Genomic DNA, 15,269 nt, shown 5'->3' with positions numbered 1-15,269 from the left:
AATGAAATTATCTCAAATTACATATCTACTTCTAATCTGTTTGGCGATTAGTTGTAATCAGAAATCCAGTCAGGAAAATAGCATTGAGGCCGAAGTAACTCATTCATGGACAGAAACAGATATGATTTCATTTCAGTCCAATTGCATTGGCTTCCTAGAGAATGAAGGAGTCTCAGATCCTTCAAAATACTGTAATTGTCTACTTGAATCTTCTTTAATCAAATACCCTGATGTAGAGGAAGCAATGGAGCTGGAGCAACATGAAATCGTAAGTATGTTTGAAAACAGCGATTGCATTGATGAGCTTCTTCTGGTCAAAATAGAGCAGCCATGGACCGAAGAATCAGAGGAATTATTCATTAAAAGTTGTCAAGAAAGCAAAATGGGGCAAGGTCTAACCGAAGAACAATCTTTAGAGTATTGTAATTGTGCATTGGAAGAGGTCAAGCTAATCATTCCTAATCCCCAACATGTTATTTCACTTACAGAAGAAGAGCTAAAGCGGGTTTTCAACAAATGCGGATAACTCCACCCCGCTAGCAACTCTTAAAAAACTGCTTCTTCTCTAGCCTGGCTTCAATTTCCTTAGCAGTTTTGGTGATGGAAAGCCCACCCAAATTCGTGCATCGAAGTGTATTTGGGATGCTTTTTCCCACATCGTACATGGTCTCAATTACTTCATCAAGGGGAATCAGATGATCATAATCTGCAAGGGCCATATTAGCACATGATAGTGCATTGGAAGCAGCCATCACATTTCGATTTAGGCAAGGGGCCTCTACCCTATTTCCGATAGGATCACATATCATCCCAAGTGAGCTTTGCAAAGCCATAGAAGAAGCGGATAAACTTTGATTCAGATTACCCCCTCCCATAAAAACCAGGGCAGCGGCGGCCATAGTAGCCCCGGAACCACATTCAGCCTGGCATCCACCCACTTCTGCAGCAAAAGTAGAATGAGCCGCGATGAATACTCCTATTAAACCAGCAATCATTAAGGCTTTAACCGTTTCCTCATCCGATAAACCTAAGGAATCCGAAACGCCTAGCACCGCACCCGGCATAGCCCCGCAGGAACCTGCTGTAGGTGCTGCAACGATGACACCCATTGAACTTTTCACTTCCATAATGGCGGACACATACATGATGATTCGGTTTAGCACATCTCCATCCACGAGCTTTTTTTCCTCCATCATGGATTTGAACTTTACAGATTGGGGACCCAAAATTCTATCTTCGAATTTTGTGCCTTTAAGCCCCGTGTCTACTGCCTCCTTCAAGATTTTGTGGATTTCTCCCATTTTAGCAAGCACTTCCGATTCAGAAATATTTCCGCGTATACTCTCATATTTTATAGCCAGCTCCCATAGAGATAAGTCCTTGTCTTTGTTGTACTGAAGCATTTCCTCCACCGTAATAAAAGGAACTTTCATGTCAGGTGAAGCCAAAATTGGAACCACCGGTCTGATTTGCTTTACAGCACTCACGCCTTCCAATTGTTTGATCTCCTCGAGAATTGTTGACTCGAGTTCATCGAAAGTCGAAAGCATTATAAAATTACTATCACTCGAAGTGGGTTGTATTGAATTAGATAAACCTACATGTTTAAGGTATGACAACAAGGCTTCATTTCTATCCGCATAAATCAAACTAAGATGTGAATCGCCCTGAGAATAAACCTCCACCCCATCAATTTCAATCAACTCAATCATTCCACCTCCCGTAGAAAGTGCGATGACCTGATGGCTCTCCCATGGGTTTCGGAGGGAAATCTGGTAGGTATTGGGATGATCATTCGCTAGTTTTTTGATACTGATTTTAAAAGAAATTCCGGCCGCGCCAAGATGCATTTCCGAATCTACCAATCGCTCATCATGAGCTTCCCAGCCGAGGAATCCTCCGAAAAGTCCCATGTCCGAACCCTGATCTTTATGTGTGGTGGCTAAAGATCCATTCGGATCAAAATCAATATCGATTTCTGAAATTTTACCTCCCATGATATCATGACAAATCCTTCCAATCCGTTGAGACGCTGCGCAATGTGAACTTGACGGGCCACGCATCACCGGACCTACTACATCATTGAATATGCTTGGATAACTCATACCTTCCCTAATTTTGAATGAGGTATAATTTAAGAAAAATGCGCTGTATTGAAATTTTGATGCACTGAAAGTCATGTTATCCATTTTTTGCCCTTTCTGGATTCCTAATTACATTTGATCATAGCCCTAAAGCCATGCTGAAAATCCCTTTTCTACTTCTCTCTTTCTTTTTAGTCTTTAATCTGAAGGCCCAAACAGTCTGTACGCCTGAGAGCCGTGAGATCGTAGAAAAAAGTTTGAAAAAGCTGGAATCCATGGATACCAAAGACATGTCGACAAACGAGTTGGCTGTAGAAATAGGTCAGTGGTTTTTGGGTACTGAATACGTAGCCAAAACCCTTGAGCTCCCTGGTCCAGAAAAGCTAGTCATCAATATGGTAGAACTCGACTGTACTACCTACCTGGAATCTGTGATTGCCTTGACCAGACTTGCCAAACTGGAGGAATACACCTTTGAAGCTTTCGAGAGAGAACTAGAGTTGATCCGCTACAGATCAGGTAAAAACGAGGGCTATCCCTCCAGACTTCATTATTTTTCAGACTGGATGTTCACCAATGGTGAAAAAGGTTTGTTTTTAGATGTAACCGAAAAAATCGGAGGAGAGCCCTACGAAAATAATCCAGGCTTTATGTCCTCAAATCCACAATTCTATCCTCAGCTTTCAGACCCGAAAAATGTGGAAGAAATTAAGAAAGCAGAAGCTATCATCGCTGAACGAAATTATTTTTTCATACCAAAAGAGCAGGTTGAAGAACTTGAAGAAAAAATCGAATCAGGAGACCTTATTGCGATCACCACATCCATTGACAATCTGGACATGGTTCATGTTGGTTTTGCAATAGAGTATCAAAATCGTATTCACCTGCTTCATGCGAGCTCAGGCAGCATGAAAGTTGAAATCTCTGAATTACCCTTGAGCGACTATCTAGCCAGAAATAAAAATCAATCTGGTATTATGGTTTCTCGACTGACCAGCAACTAAAAAGCTTAATCCTGTTTGAGTTTTTTTACTCGGGATATCAAAAAAAGAAGCCTCTTGTTCCGAAGGAAAAGAGACTTCTCAATAAAGGGTGATAAGCAACTTTCTTTTTTAAAATTTCTTTTGAATCCTTAAGGTGGCATAATGGAAACGATACCCTGTACCCGATGTGGCCGCTACATCACTAAATTGACCTCTTAACCCCAAATCAAACCCAGAGACTCTGTAATTTAATTCCACCTGACCCCTGAATGTGGAATCCCAAGACTGTTCCTCTATTTTTTGCAGCCCGGCTGCCAATTGTACCTGAAGAGCCAATTTAGAGATCAGTGGCATCGGGGTGCTGTAATCCAAAAACAGCTCCGTACTCAAAAATCGATCAGGTGCGAAATAGAGCGTAGTTTCAGAGTCACTGTAGCCTACACCTGAAAAATTCAAGCCGGTTTTTAAAGTGGGCTCTGTGCGCAATACACGATAAATAGATCCAAAAAACTGTATTCTAGAATTCTGATCATTTAAAGTACCAAAGCTACCTTGTGAAAAAATTCCAGTACGACCATCTAGCATGATGTGGGTCACATACCCAAAATCCTGACTTCTGATATCTTTTCCTAACAGATCAGCTGTGAAATTCAAAATGTCTGATTGGTAAAATAGACCTATCATTCTTCGATCATTGGGCTGATAATTTGTAGCGAGACGGCCAGTAACTCCTCGGTATGAGTCTCCGACCTCAGGAGAAACTTGCTGCAGAGTAAGCTCAGCCTGAGTTTCCAAAGTAGGGTTCCATTTATAGCCAACTTTTCCAGAGATAAAAGAAGCCTTGGTTTTCTGACCTTCAGCAGAGGAAACTTGACTTGCTCCCACTCTTAAGCCAACCTGAACAGGCTCGGTAGTTTCATTTTCCCAAAATAAAGATTGTTCCATTCTTGAGTTCCCTCCGATATCCTCGAAATACCCCAACTGTAGACCGGCAATTTGTAGGCTAGCCTGATTCAATAAGCCTTCTAATTTTCCACGCTGAGAATCACTCAATTCAGACCCTTTTTCCTCTACAAGAGACTGAGCCTCTTTCCATCTCTTTTTGCCAATCAATACCTCTCCATACTCCAGAATGTAATGAGAAATAGGAAAAGCATTCACCAAAGAATCATAAAAACTCAACCCAGATCGAAAATCACCAGAGCTTGTGGCTAATCTTGCCTTCATCACCAAGTATTGATCCTGCTCGAGTAAATTTCTATTCACATCCAAAAACTCAGAGGCTGTACTTGTTTTGGAATTCCAAAGCATTGCATTGAAGTGATTGACGATTGCTCCCTGATGAAGGGAATCTTGAGCCCAGGCTTCTTGTGCAACCTGAAGCGCTTTGGAAGGTTTTTTAGCCATAAATAGGGCGTAAGACTTGTTAATTCGAACTACAGTCAGTTCATAGTTTAGCGGTAAAAGGGCGTCATACGTCTCTACTGCTCTATCAAACTCTTTGTTTTGAAGGCAAAGATCCCCTTTGAACAAAAGGATTTGCGCATCCTCTGGATTAGCCGCAAGGATTTTATCCAACTCGGCAATAGCCTCCCCAAATCGCTCTTCAGAACGAAGCTTCGTCGCCTCTTGAATAAATTCCTCTCTGTCTGAAGGAGCAAGTCCTTCCTGAGCTTTTAAAGGAGAAGAGATAAAAAGAAAAGAGAAAATTAGTAGAATTATCCCTATCAGTTTCCCTTTAGGATTTATATATTTCCCCAAAGAAGGAAGAAAATGAAAATAGAGATCAAAAGCTTTCAAGCTGCTGGTATGGATCATCCCGCCCTTAAGTTGAGTTTGAGTGGAGAGGCCAAGGGAAGTGCTTCGGAAAGCCTTAGAGTTCATCTTGACGAAATTATCGGAAGTGGTTTTAAAACTGTCTATCTTGATGCCACTGGTTTGGTTGACAATGATTTGGGATTCATCAACGAAGCTATCCACTTCCATTATACTTTGGCCGAAAAAGGAAAGCGATTGATTCTTCTCTATAGGAAAGGATCTGATTTCGAAAATTGGATCAATACTTCCGGCATCGATAAGTTTATCGAACTCGCTGTCACTCCCTGAGATTAGTTTTTTGAATGCCCAGAAAATCAAGGAAGAAAATATAAGGCCATAGAGTCCAGCACCAACCAGCATCATGAATCCATCCCAAACTGAAATAAAATCAGGGAAGAAATAAATCCTTGCAATGACTGCCAAAGCCGCAGCTCCCAAAAGCAAGGGCCAAAAAGGGAAAATACTCTTTCGGAAAGAAACTTTGGGATATAGCGGCAGCTTGATCAGCTTTAGGGTCACCCATACCAATCCCAAAAGGCTAAATCCAAGCTGGAGTACATGATAAAGAGGCATGGAAGTCACTCCCAAGTGAATAGTGCCGGATAGGAATGAAAGGCGACTTACCAGTCCTCCGTCATAATGAGTCATTGAGTCTAAAATCAGATGAGATGCAAGCCCTAATGCGATTGAAAGAAGAACAATCCAGATTCTGCTTGCCTTTTTCCAATCCGTATTAGTCAGCGCTATGAAAGAGATTCTTCGCTGAATAAATGCAGGACTAAACTGAAATAAGGTGATTTTGATCAAACTTTGAAACAAAAAGAAACAAAGTAAAGCCACCGGAAAATCGAAGAGGAAAATCCCCTCTAATTTATGCCCGATATTCTCATCCAGCCTCAACTTGAAGTAAAATTCCAAATCAGGCACTATACTCCCAATCACCATGGCAGATACTGAGAGCTTTTCAGAATGCTTAATGAAAGGTGCAATTGCGGCAGGATGGGAGAAGGTAAAGGGCATGGTGTAGATTATATAGTTTGTGTTTTTTGAAAACTTTCGATGATCTCTGACAAGGTATCTTCTGTAGCATTGGCCTTTAAAAGGTATTCCGCAGAGCCGAATTCAATCGCGCTGATGGCTACTTCCAAATCCTCAAGTGCAGTACAGAATACTACCTCAATTCCAGGGTAATACGATTTCACTTGCTGCAATACATCCAATCCGTTTGCTTTTCCCATTTGATAGTCCAAAAAGATCAATGCGGGATTGAGATGAATGTTTTCCAAACAAGCCTCTCCACTTTCAAATGTTGAAATCTTGGAAAAACCCATACCTTCCAAAAGTTGCTGAAGAATCGCAGTCCAAAATGGATCGTCGTCTACGATAAAGGCCCTCATGTTTTTTAAATCTTTCATTTTATTGGTTTTAGTTTATTTCTTCTTAATCAAATGAGCCTGTTCTTTTTCCTTCTTTGCCGGATTTCAATCACTAAGCTCTAAACCATCTATTTCCATTTAGGTGCCAAAACAAAAAAGTGCCCCAGAATTCATCTGAGGCACTTTTAGAATTAAAACATTCCGATTATTGGAAACATTTTCCAATTTCTGGAATAAAAATTTGGCTACTATCTACCAAAATCATCCTGAAGCCGAACGATATCCTCCTCATCCGAAGGTTTGGATGCATCGGTATGCTGCCAGATTTCAGCGACTACACCCCAGTCTTCCTTTCCGATTAGACGATGACGCTCGCCTTGTTGGAGCTTGATCTTGTCTCCTTCTTTTAGATTTTTGATTTCTGATTCTTCATCTGTGAGACTAGTAGCTACAGCCACTTCCCCATCGATGCATCTCCAGATTTCAGCTCTGCGAAAATGATATTGCCAACTGAGTCTTTTCTCCGGTGCTACTAGCAAAATTTTGGGACTGAGCTTTTCGGATATTTTCAGAGCTTCGAAATCCTCTTCTGGGAAAAACTGCTTGGCAAAAGCCGGTGCTTGACTTTCATCTATTACCAAAAAACCTCCCCAGGGTCGATTTCGGTCTTCCTTTATAATTTTGAATCCCAGCTTTTCCATCAGTTTTTCAGCATGGGCAAATACTTCCTCTTTTTGTCTCATGATTATTTTTCTTTTAGGTCTTCCAATACTTTGTTGAGCACCTCTTCCATATGGGAGATGATAAATCTCATCCGAGGCGAATCCTGCTGTACCTCCACTTCTTTTTCAAGCTCGGCTACTTCCTCTGAGATTTCCGAAATCCGCATCATTTTGATCGAAGGTTTAATCCTATGCGCAATTTTTTTGACTTGGGTAAAATCATAGCCATCAAAACTTAATTTCAATTGATCCATACCATCACGGGCATTAGTTTGGAAAAGTTTGATCATTTTATCTACAAACTCCTTATTCCCTTTGGCTATAGACTCCAGTTCATCCAAGCTGTAAAGCCGCTTTTTCGCATCCCGATGGATAATAGGCTTGACACTATCCTTAGCCTCGAAATCAAATACACGACCAAGAATTTTTAGAATATCCTTTTCCTGAAAAGGCTTAGCTAGAAAGCCATTCATTCCTTTTTTGAGGTATTTCTCCTCATCTCCTTTCATCGCAAAAGCTGTCAAGGCGATTATTGGGACTCCTTTTTTCAGCTCTTCCCGGATAATTTGTGTGGCCTTGACTCCGTCCATCACAGGCATTTGGATATCCATAAGAATCAGGTCAAAATCCTTCTCTCTGCATATACTGACAGCTTCATGACCATGGTTTGCTGTGGTAAGCTCCATTTCAAATTGATCCAGGACGGTTGTCGCAACCAGTCTGTTAAACTCGTTGTCATCGACAATAAGGACTCGCTTTCCTTTCAGTTTATGCAAATTCACTTCGAAAGGAATATCGACTGGTAAGTCAGCTTCGGTACCTTTTGCTAAGGTAAATTTCACAATAACCTGGGTTCCAATCCCTTTCTTGGACTTAATTTCGAATTTTCCATCCATCAGGTCTACCAGCTCCTTAGTAATGCTCAAACCCAGACCGGTACCTCCATACTTCCGCGTGATCGTGGAGTCTTCCTGGGAAAACTTTTCAATATTTCCCTGAAAGAATGAAGTATCCATCCCTATTCCCGTATCGGATATTTGAATTGCCACTTCCTGTGAATCAGGGGAATCTTTGAGCATCTTGCAGGAAACTTGAACCTTGCCTTTTTCGGTAAATTTGACTGCATTTGATATCAAATTGAGCAAAATCTGATTGATTCGGTAAGGATCACCCATAAGGATTGGATTTAGCCTCAGATCATAGGACGCTACTTCCAGAATCAATCCTTTTTCCTCAGCTCTTGAATTCATCATTTGAATAACCTTATGTAGGATCTCCCTTAAGCTAAACCCAATAGATTCCAAGGTCATTTTCCCCGCTTCCAACTTGGAAAGGTCCAGGATATCCTTGATGATCACTGTCAGATGATTGGCCGAACTATGGATCGTGGAGAGAAAAACCTTTTGCTTTTCGTCCAGTTGGGTCTTAGCCATTTGTTCGCTCATCCCTACGATCGCGTTCATTGGAGTACGGATTTCATGGCTCATGTTTGCAAAAAATATTTCCTTGGCCCGTTTTGACTTTTCAGCCTCTTCACGCTGACGGATCAGCTCGACTTCCAATCGCTTTTGTTCGGTAATATCGAGATGAATTCCAATCGAACCGATCAATTCGTTCTTATCGTTGTAGTTGGGAGCTCCGCTAATGTACCACCAGCGTATTTCCCCATCTGGCCTTTGATATTTCATTTCATAGGAATCTGAGATCCCGTCAATTCTGCTTTTGGATTTACTCAAAAGTTTCTCCTTCGATTCCTCATCCAATAATAAATCAGTTGCCTTGTACCCAACTAATTTTTCCAAAGGATAACCTGCCATTTCACAGAAAGTATGATTAGCATGAAGTACTTTCTCGTTCAGATCAACCTCTAGAAGTCCTAAATTCATATTGGAGATGATATTCCGAAATTTTTCTTCCTGGTGAAAAAGCCGAGTCTCAGACTGCTTTCGCATTTGAACGTTGATCAGCATCTGGGCAAATACGAAAAGCAATTCAATTTCCTTATTGGAATAAGTATGCTTTTTATTGACTGAATCAAAGCCCACAAAGCCCAAAAGCTCCTTTCTATACATCATGGGAATGGCTATGAGGCTTTGGATTCCCTGTGGCTCAAGAACATCCTTCAATTCTTTCAACCCCTGCTGATCCAGGAGCGCTACATCCTCTACCGAGAAAGGCTCCCCTTTTTCATGAGCCTCCAGCCATTGGGGAATAAATTCCAAAGGCACATCTTGGGTATTAGCGATTTCCTCAGAAATACCCTGCTGTACCCATTCGTAGGTGCAGGAGGTGGTACTAGCATCTAAATCATACTTGAAAATATAAGCTCGGTCTGCACCGACAAACTCCCCAATCTGGTGAAGAGAATTCTGAATCTGCAAATCCACCTCATCCAGATCCATATTGATATAAGTAGAGGAAAGCTCGATCAATATATTCTTCAGCTCCTCCTGAGCCTCGAGTAATTCCTCAGTCTTTTTCTTATCGGTGATATCGACCAGGATTCCATTCATTCGAACCGGAACTCCATTTTCAAATATGAGCTTACCTTTATTCTGGACCCATTTAATTTGCCCCTCAGGAGTTTGGATTCTGTATTTCTTCTCGTACTCTGACTTTTCCTCTACCTCGGAGATTATCTCTCTCAATACATGGAGATCTTCTTTATAGATCACCTTTTCCCACCAAGAATTGTCCCTCATAAAGGTATCCATGTCTAAGCCAAAGAGTTCCTCTGCTGAAGGGGTAAAAAAGATCCCATTTAAGTCAGGGTAGGTCACTGACCAGATTACATCCTTGAGTTCATTCAGTACACTGCCCAATTTTTTGTTGACATTGAGAAGTTCCTCTTGAGCATTCTTTTGCTCAGTGATGTCCGAATGCGTTCCGATGACCTTAAGCGGCTTCCCGTTTTCATCCTTTTCGATTACGATTCCCCGGTCTTTTACCCATTTTATTTTACCATCTTGGGACTTGATTCTATATTCCAGTTGATGGGAGGAGATCAATCCATTACGGTATTTTTGATCATTCTCTTTCAATAAAGAGATATCCTCCTCCAAAACGGATTCATACCAAAGCTTAGCTAGGTCTGTTTCTTGCTCAAATTCAAACCCAAGGAAATTATTCTTCTTGTTTGAAAAAACTGTCTTCTCCGAGATGAAATCATGTTCCCAAACATTATCACCTGAAAACTCGAGGACCTTCCTAAAAGTATCTTCAAAGTCCCGGATTCTTTTCTTAGAAGCTTTTTCTTCAGTTACATTTTCAATCTGTGAGAAAAAATGAAGAAACTTTCCTTGTGTATTTAGGATGGGTTGCCCGTTAATCCTGGCCTCAAAAAAACTCCCATTCTTACGATACATTTTGAGCTCCAGCTTGAAGGGTTCCTTTTTGAAGAAAGCCTGAAGCATAGCTTCTACTCTATCGTTTTCAGTCTTTGGGCCACGACCAATCTCAATAGGAGTCTTGCCGATTACCTCAGACTTGGAATAGCCTGTCTCGTAAAGAAATCCCTCATTAACATAAGTAATCTTTCCTTCCGAATCTGTATAAAGGACCCCATCTGCATTGGCGCTCGCCACGTAAGCGAGTTTTTCCAATTCTTGCTTTTGAGTATTAATAGTCTGAACCAATTCTTTGAGATCATCTGTTACCAGCTCCTGATTCTTGATCAAGTGAAGTAAATCTATTAAAGGGTCCAGGGGTGCGAAATCTGAAATAGAAAGGCCATTTTTAGAGACCTCCTCGATACTGGAAAACCAAGGTGTCCCCAGGAATATCAAAAATCCCGCATCCTTGAAATAATCAAATTGCCCCCTAAATAATACCTTGTTCCTGAATTTTGACCGGAAAAGAAATGTCTGTTCTCTAGACTTCGCCAATGTGGATACATCAAAAGCCTGAAGTTTAGGCCTCTCAAACTCAAAGAGGTCTGTGAAAAATTGCCCCCTTAGATCCCCAAACATTTTTTCTAAACTGGGACCTAAAAAGAGAATCTGTCCTTTTTCATCAAAACCAAAATGAAAAGGAAAAGTCCTGTTCATTTGGTCGCTACTTATAGAAATATGTTTTAATTGATTTTTCACCAACTTACTTTGAATGCTTCATGCTCTTGGCCAGAGCTCTTTCCAAAGATATGGTCTATTTGCACAGGTGTATTATACATTTTACCGATTCCCGAGAGCAAACCCTTCATGAATCCACCTAAGCCCTCCCTTGTGGAAAAGTAGTGTACAACCAAGCTATTTTCAGCTTCTTCGTCAATTTTAAACTCAGGTGGCGTAAGGTTAGGATAGATCATCTTGATCCGATCATGAAATACAGGAAGATTAGTCAAAAATTCTTTTACAGAACTTCCGCCAGCCTTCATTAAGCCTCCATATTTTTTCAAACTCGTCTCCAATACCCACCATTCTCCGAACAAAAACAAGACCTCATCTACACTTACACCCAATTCCTCTGAAGCTGCCGTAGCCAACTGATAAGTGACCGAGTCATCATAAGGCTCCGTGCTGATAAAATAGTCTATATCGATTTGGCTTTTTTCCCTGATCACCTTCCACTTCTCCTCGCCAAAATTGGTTGTAATGAGATCCTGAATGGCTTTATTGACTAGTCCGTACATATAAATTAGTATTTTAAAGAAATGAAAAGAGAAAAATTGAGCCAATTAATAAAACCCCTCTCATACATTAAATTGGCATATTTTCACCTAATCAATTCTTTTTTATTCCAAAAAATGGAAAATAATTCCATTTTTTGGAAAATCAAGTAGTTACCTCCCCTTCCTGAATCATTTTGTAAATCGTGCTTTTTCCAATGTCCAAAATCCGCGCGGTTTCCAATACGTCTCCCTGATGCTTCACTAAATAATGCTGCACAATATCGCAAGTATGCTGTCTTAGAGTTTTTTGCTCCAGAAAAAGGGTTTTCTCTTTTTGTGTACTGAAAAAACTCAGGTCTTTTTCATCGATTATTCCTTGATCCGCCATTACAGCTGCCAATTCCACCACAGCCTTTAATTCCCGGATGTTGCCTGGAAATGGGTAATTGAGAAGTTTATTTTTTGTCTCTTGAGTAAAAGTAATTGAAGGTATTTTATTGGTCTTGGCAAATTCATCTGCAAAATGCTTTGCCAAGATCAAGACATCTGTCCCTCTATCCCTCAAAGGAGGCAACTCGATTGGCAAACCCATAACACGGAAAAACAAGTCCTCCCTGAAATGACCTGCTTTCACTTCCTCAGCAAGATTTTTATGGGTAGCCGTGATGATCCGCACGTCCAATTTGACGGATTCATTTCCACCCACTCGAGTCAGTTCTCTTTCTTGCAGTACACGAAGGAGCTTTGATTGCAGATTAAGATCCATTTCTGCTATTTCATCCAAAAAGATCGTTCCTCCAGCCGCTTCTTCAAATTTTCCGATTTTTCTGGCGACAGCTCCAGTAAAAGCCCCTTTTTCATGCCCAAAAAGCTCACTCTCGATCAAGTCTTTAGGAATAGCGGCCATGTTTACCGCAACAAAACTTTTTTTCTTCCGATCACTATTATAATGTATCGCCTTTGCTACTACCTCTTTTCCTGTCCCTGTCTCACCTGTGATAGAAACATTGATACTGGTTTTGATGGCTTTTTCTATCAGTCCAAATACCCTAGTGAGCGCTGCGCTTTTGCCGATTATTGATTTTTCAAATGAAAACTTCTGTCCAAGTTCCTCTTTAAGTACTTCTACTTCTTTTTTTAAGGATTGGTTTTCCCTGATCTTAATAACCGAATTCCAAAGAAGGTCCTTTGTCGCTTCATCTTTTACCAAATAATCATTTACCCCCGCTTTCAGTAAACCGACAGCCACTGATATATCTTCCTGAGAACTGATCACTACCACGGGAATCCCAGAATCAAAGGCTTTTATTTTTTGAAACAGCTTATCTCCTGATATATCAGGCAATGAAAAATCAACTGTGACCAAGTCAGGCTTTTCATGAAGCCGGGCCAGACATTCTTTGCCCGTTTCGAAAAGCTTGACTTCATAATCAGGATTCAAACTAAGGTGATATTGAAGAATCTGTCCATACCAAGGATCATCTTCAACAATGAATATTTTGAACTGTGCCATAGCAATCATTTGATTCTATGGAAGATAGGAAATCTATTCCAGAACTGTTCATAAATTGGAATTTTTTCCAAAATCTGGAAATATATTCTTTCTGAAAAATTCTATTTATCTGATTTTCAATTATTTAAAAAATTGGAGATGGTTTTGAATGGAAGTTGGCACACCGAAATCGAAACAGTAATGATTACAACCGAAACGAAAAACTCTCTTCAACTCAATCAGCTTTTGAAAGATGCTTTGAAGTACCAACCGGAGATTCAACATCAATATGCCATCGTAGTTCCTTGCTACAATGAGGAGCAGCGTTTTGCTTACCAGCAGTTTAAATCTTTCGCCCTTGCACATCCTGAGGTTTTACTTTGCCTAGTCAATGACGGAAGTAAAGACAAAACACTGGCGGTATTAAGAGGATTGCAAACAGAATCTCCATCAAATGTCTGTGTACTGAATATGCCACAAAATGGAGGTAAAGCTGAGGCAGTTCGTCATGGGATGCTTTTCGTGCATAAAAATTTCGATTCCAAGCTGATTGGATTTCTGGATGCAGACTTGGCTACAGTACCGGAGGAATGGCTTCAGATGGCCAAGTTCAAAGAAGCTCATCCAAAATTCGGAGCTGTGGTCGGAAGTAGAATTCAACGGTTGGGTGCAGCTATCAACAGAGACGATAGCCGTTCTTTTGCCAGCAAGATGATCAAGAAAATTATCAAGTCAATCTTAAAGGCCAATTTCCAAGACACTCAATGTGGTGCAAAAATATTTCAGAGAAATTTAGTTCCATTTCTTTTCAATAATCCATTCCAAACTCCTTGGCTATTTGATGTGGAGATTTTTCTAAGACTTCAGGAAAAATTCGGTAAGACCACACTTCAGCGAGGAGTATTAGAATACCCACTTTTAAAATGGACCGAAGTAGGCGATTCCAGACTTAAACTCAAAGACACAATCAGGATCCCTCTTCAGCTTCTGGGGCTATACTATCAGTATCATCTAAAATCCAAGCCACAAAAAATTTACACTAGTAAAACCAAGAACATCTCGGTTCAATCCATTTAATCCATCAATCTTAAAAATACAACCATGAAAAATCAAAATCATTACGTCGCAATTATGGCCGGAGGAGTTGGAAGCAGATTTTGGCCAATGAGCAAATCCAGCTATCCTAAACAATTTTTGGATATTCTTAACACAGGAAATACCCTTATCCAGTCAACTTATGAGCGATTTGCCTCATTCATTCCAGAAGAAAACATCTTCGTAGTGACCTCTCAAGAATACGTTTCAATCGTTCAAAATCAATTACCTAAACTATCTATACAAAATATAGTAGCAGAACCAGAGCGAAAAAATACAGCAGCTTGCATCGCCTATATCTCTTTCAAGTTGAAGAAGATGGATCCAAATGCCAACCTTATTGTAGCACCGAGTGATCACTTGATCGGAAATTTAGATCTTTTCACAGAGAGCTGTCTAAAGGCTTTAGAATTCACCAGCCAGAATGATGCATTTGTAACATTGGGGATTAAGCCCTCACATCCGAATACTGGTTATGGCTACATCCAATACGAAAATACCAAAGAAGACGTCAATCCAGTTATTCGATTCACTGAAAAACCACATCGAGAGCAGGCCTTGGCTTTCTTGGAGGAAGGTAATTACTTATGGAATTCAGGTATTTTTATCTGGAAGGCATCTGATATTATTGATGGCTTCGGGGTTTATGCCCCTCAAATTTATGATGTGTTTCAAGACATTTATTCTCTATTGAACACGCCTCAAGAAATGCAAGCTGTTCCTTATGCTTATGCCAACTGTCAATCTATTTCAATCGACTATGCCATTATGGAAAAGGCTGAAAATGTACATATTATTCCAGCGGACTTCACTTGGAACGATTTAGGCACTTGGAACAGTGCATGGGAAAACTTAAATAAAGACGAATCACTTAATGCAAGCAACAGTTCAAATACAATTCTTGTGGATAGTATGGGCTGTTTAGTCCACAGCAATGAACAAAAAGTAGTGGTAATAGGTGGACTTAAAGACATGATAATTGTCAACACTCCAGAAGCTTTGTTGATTTGTAAGAAAGAGGATGAGCAGCAGATCAAAGAATACGTTGAGCGGGTGAAAGAAGTCAAGGGAGAACTTTATATTTAAAACATAT

Annotated in this window: 11 protein-coding genes; 4 read left to right on the top strand and 7 right to left on the bottom strand. The window is 40.4% G+C overall.

Features of this window, described 5'->3' with window-relative positions; all coding sequences use genetic code 11:
* The first annotated feature begins 1 nt into the window (after nucleotide 1).
* Complete coding sequence (locus QVH07_RS15875; protein WP_290002310.1) at nucleotides 2–526, top strand: hypothetical protein; 525 nt, start codon at nucleotides 2–4, stop codon at nucleotides 524–526.
* A gap of 10 nt (nucleotides 527–536) precedes the next feature.
* On the opposite strand, the gene QVH07_RS15870 is transcribed toward QVH07_RS15875, so the two are convergent.
* Nucleotides 537–2,105, bottom strand: a complete 1,569-nt coding sequence (locus QVH07_RS15870) for an L-serine ammonia-lyase, iron-sulfur-dependent, subunit alpha (protein ID WP_290002307.1) — start codon at nucleotides 2,103–2,105, stop codon at nucleotides 537–539.
* A gap of 134 nt (nucleotides 2,106–2,239) precedes the next feature.
* Between QVH07_RS15870 and QVH07_RS15865 the strand changes: the two genes are divergently transcribed.
* Complete coding sequence (locus QVH07_RS15865) at nucleotides 2,240–3,088, top strand: N-acetylmuramoyl-L-alanine amidase-like domain-containing protein (protein WP_290002303.1); 849 nt, start codon at nucleotides 2,240–2,242, stop codon at nucleotides 3,086–3,088.
* 108 nt (nucleotides 3,089–3,196) lie between these two features.
* Here the strand turns inward: QVH07_RS15865 and QVH07_RS15860 are convergent, their stop codons facing one another.
* The 6 genes from QVH07_RS15860 to QVH07_RS15835 all read right to left on the bottom strand — a co-directional run bounded on the left by QVH07_RS15860 (nucleotide 3,197) and on the right by QVH07_RS15835 (nucleotide 13,102).
* A complete protein-coding gene (locus QVH07_RS15860) occupies nucleotides 3,197–5,905 on the bottom strand; it encodes a DUF4184 family protein (RefSeq protein ID WP_290002301.1) in 2,709 nt (902 codons plus the stop codon).
* Between the two features lie 8 nt (nucleotides 5,906–5,913).
* Entirely contained in the window at nucleotides 5,914–6,300 is a 387-nt protein-coding gene (locus tag QVH07_RS15855; RefSeq protein ID WP_290002299.1) for a response regulator, read from the bottom strand.
* Between the two features lie 209 nt (nucleotides 6,301–6,509).
* Complete coding sequence (locus QVH07_RS15850; protein WP_290002296.1) at nucleotides 6,510–7,004, bottom strand: cupin domain-containing protein; 495 nt, start codon at nucleotides 7,002–7,004, stop codon at nucleotides 6,510–6,512.
* Nucleotides 7,005–7,006: 2 nt separating this feature from the next.
* Nucleotides 7,007–11,071, bottom strand: coding sequence for a PAS domain S-box protein (locus QVH07_RS15845; protein WP_290002293.1), 4,065 nt, complete (start codon nucleotides 11,069–11,071; stop codon nucleotides 7,007–7,009).
* Nucleotides 11,068–11,610, bottom strand: coding sequence for a heme NO-binding domain-containing protein (locus QVH07_RS15840; protein WP_290002290.1), 543 nt, complete (start codon nucleotides 11,608–11,610; stop codon nucleotides 11,068–11,070). Before QVH07_RS15840 ends, QVH07_RS15845 begins: the two co-directional genes overlap by 4 nt.
* Nucleotides 11,611–11,752: 142 nt before the next feature.
* Nucleotides 11,753–13,102 carry a sigma-54-dependent transcriptional regulator gene (locus QVH07_RS15835; RefSeq protein WP_290002288.1) on the bottom strand — a complete coding sequence of 450 codons (1,350 nt, stop codon included), beginning with the start codon at nucleotides 13,100–13,102 and terminating at the stop codon, nucleotides 11,753–11,755.
* A gap of 180 nt (nucleotides 13,103–13,282) precedes the next feature.
* Between QVH07_RS15835 and QVH07_RS15830 the strand changes: the two genes are divergently transcribed.
* Complete coding sequence (locus QVH07_RS15830) at nucleotides 13,283–14,158, top strand: glycosyltransferase (protein WP_290002285.1); 876 nt, start codon at nucleotides 13,283–13,285, stop codon at nucleotides 14,156–14,158.
* Nucleotides 14,159–14,182: 24 nt separating this feature from the next.
* Nucleotides 14,183–15,262 (top strand): mannose-1-phosphate guanylyltransferase, encoded by a 1,080-nt coding sequence (locus QVH07_RS15825; protein WP_290002283.1) that lies wholly within the window; start codon nucleotides 14,183–14,185, stop codon nucleotides 15,260–15,262.
* Nucleotides 15,263–15,269 lie beyond the last annotated feature (7 nt).

The organism is Algoriphagus sediminis, from assembly GCF_030403435.1.
Classification (GTDB): domain Bacteria; phylum Bacteroidota; class Bacteroidia; order Cytophagales; family Cyclobacteriaceae; genus Algoriphagus; species Algoriphagus sediminis.
This window is presented reverse-complemented; position numbering and strand designations above follow the sequence as displayed.

Bases quoted from the DNA above. Each gene is read 5' to 3' on its own strand.
- QVH07_RS15875 (WP_290002310.1), top strand. From the start codon at position 2: ATGAAATTATCTCAAATTACATATCTACTTCTAATCTGTTTGGCGATT.
- QVH07_RS15870 (WP_290002307.1), bottom strand. From the start codon at position 2,105: ATGAGTTATCCAAGCATATTCAATGATGTAGTAGGTCCGGTGATGCGT.
- QVH07_RS15865 (WP_290002303.1), top strand. From the start codon at position 2,240: ATGCTGAAAATCCCTTTTCTACTTCTCTCTTTCTTTTTAGTCTTTAAT.
- QVH07_RS15860 (WP_290002301.1), bottom strand. From the start codon at position 5,905: ATGCCCTTTACCTTCTCCCATCCTGCCGCAATTGCACCTTTCATTAAG.
- QVH07_RS15855 (WP_290002299.1), bottom strand. From the start codon at position 6,300: ATGAAAGATTTAAAAAACATGAGGGCCTTTATCGTAGACGACGATCCA.
- QVH07_RS15850 (WP_290002296.1), bottom strand. From the start codon at position 7,004: ATGAGACAAAAAGAGGAAGTATTTGCCCATGCTGAAAAACTGATGGAA.
- QVH07_RS15840 (WP_290002290.1), bottom strand. From the start codon at position 11,610: ATGTACGGACTAGTCAATAAAGCCATTCAGGATCTCATTACAACCAAT.
- QVH07_RS15835 (WP_290002288.1), bottom strand. From the start codon at position 13,102: ATGGCACAGTTCAAAATATTCATTGTTGAAGATGATCCTTGGTATGGA.
- QVH07_RS15830 (WP_290002285.1), top strand. From the start codon at position 13,283: ATGATTACAACCGAAACGAAAAACTCTCTTCAACTCAATCAGCTTTTG.
- QVH07_RS15825 (WP_290002283.1), top strand. From the start codon at position 14,183: ATGAAAAATCAAAATCATTACGTCGCAATTATGGCCGGAGGAGTTGGA.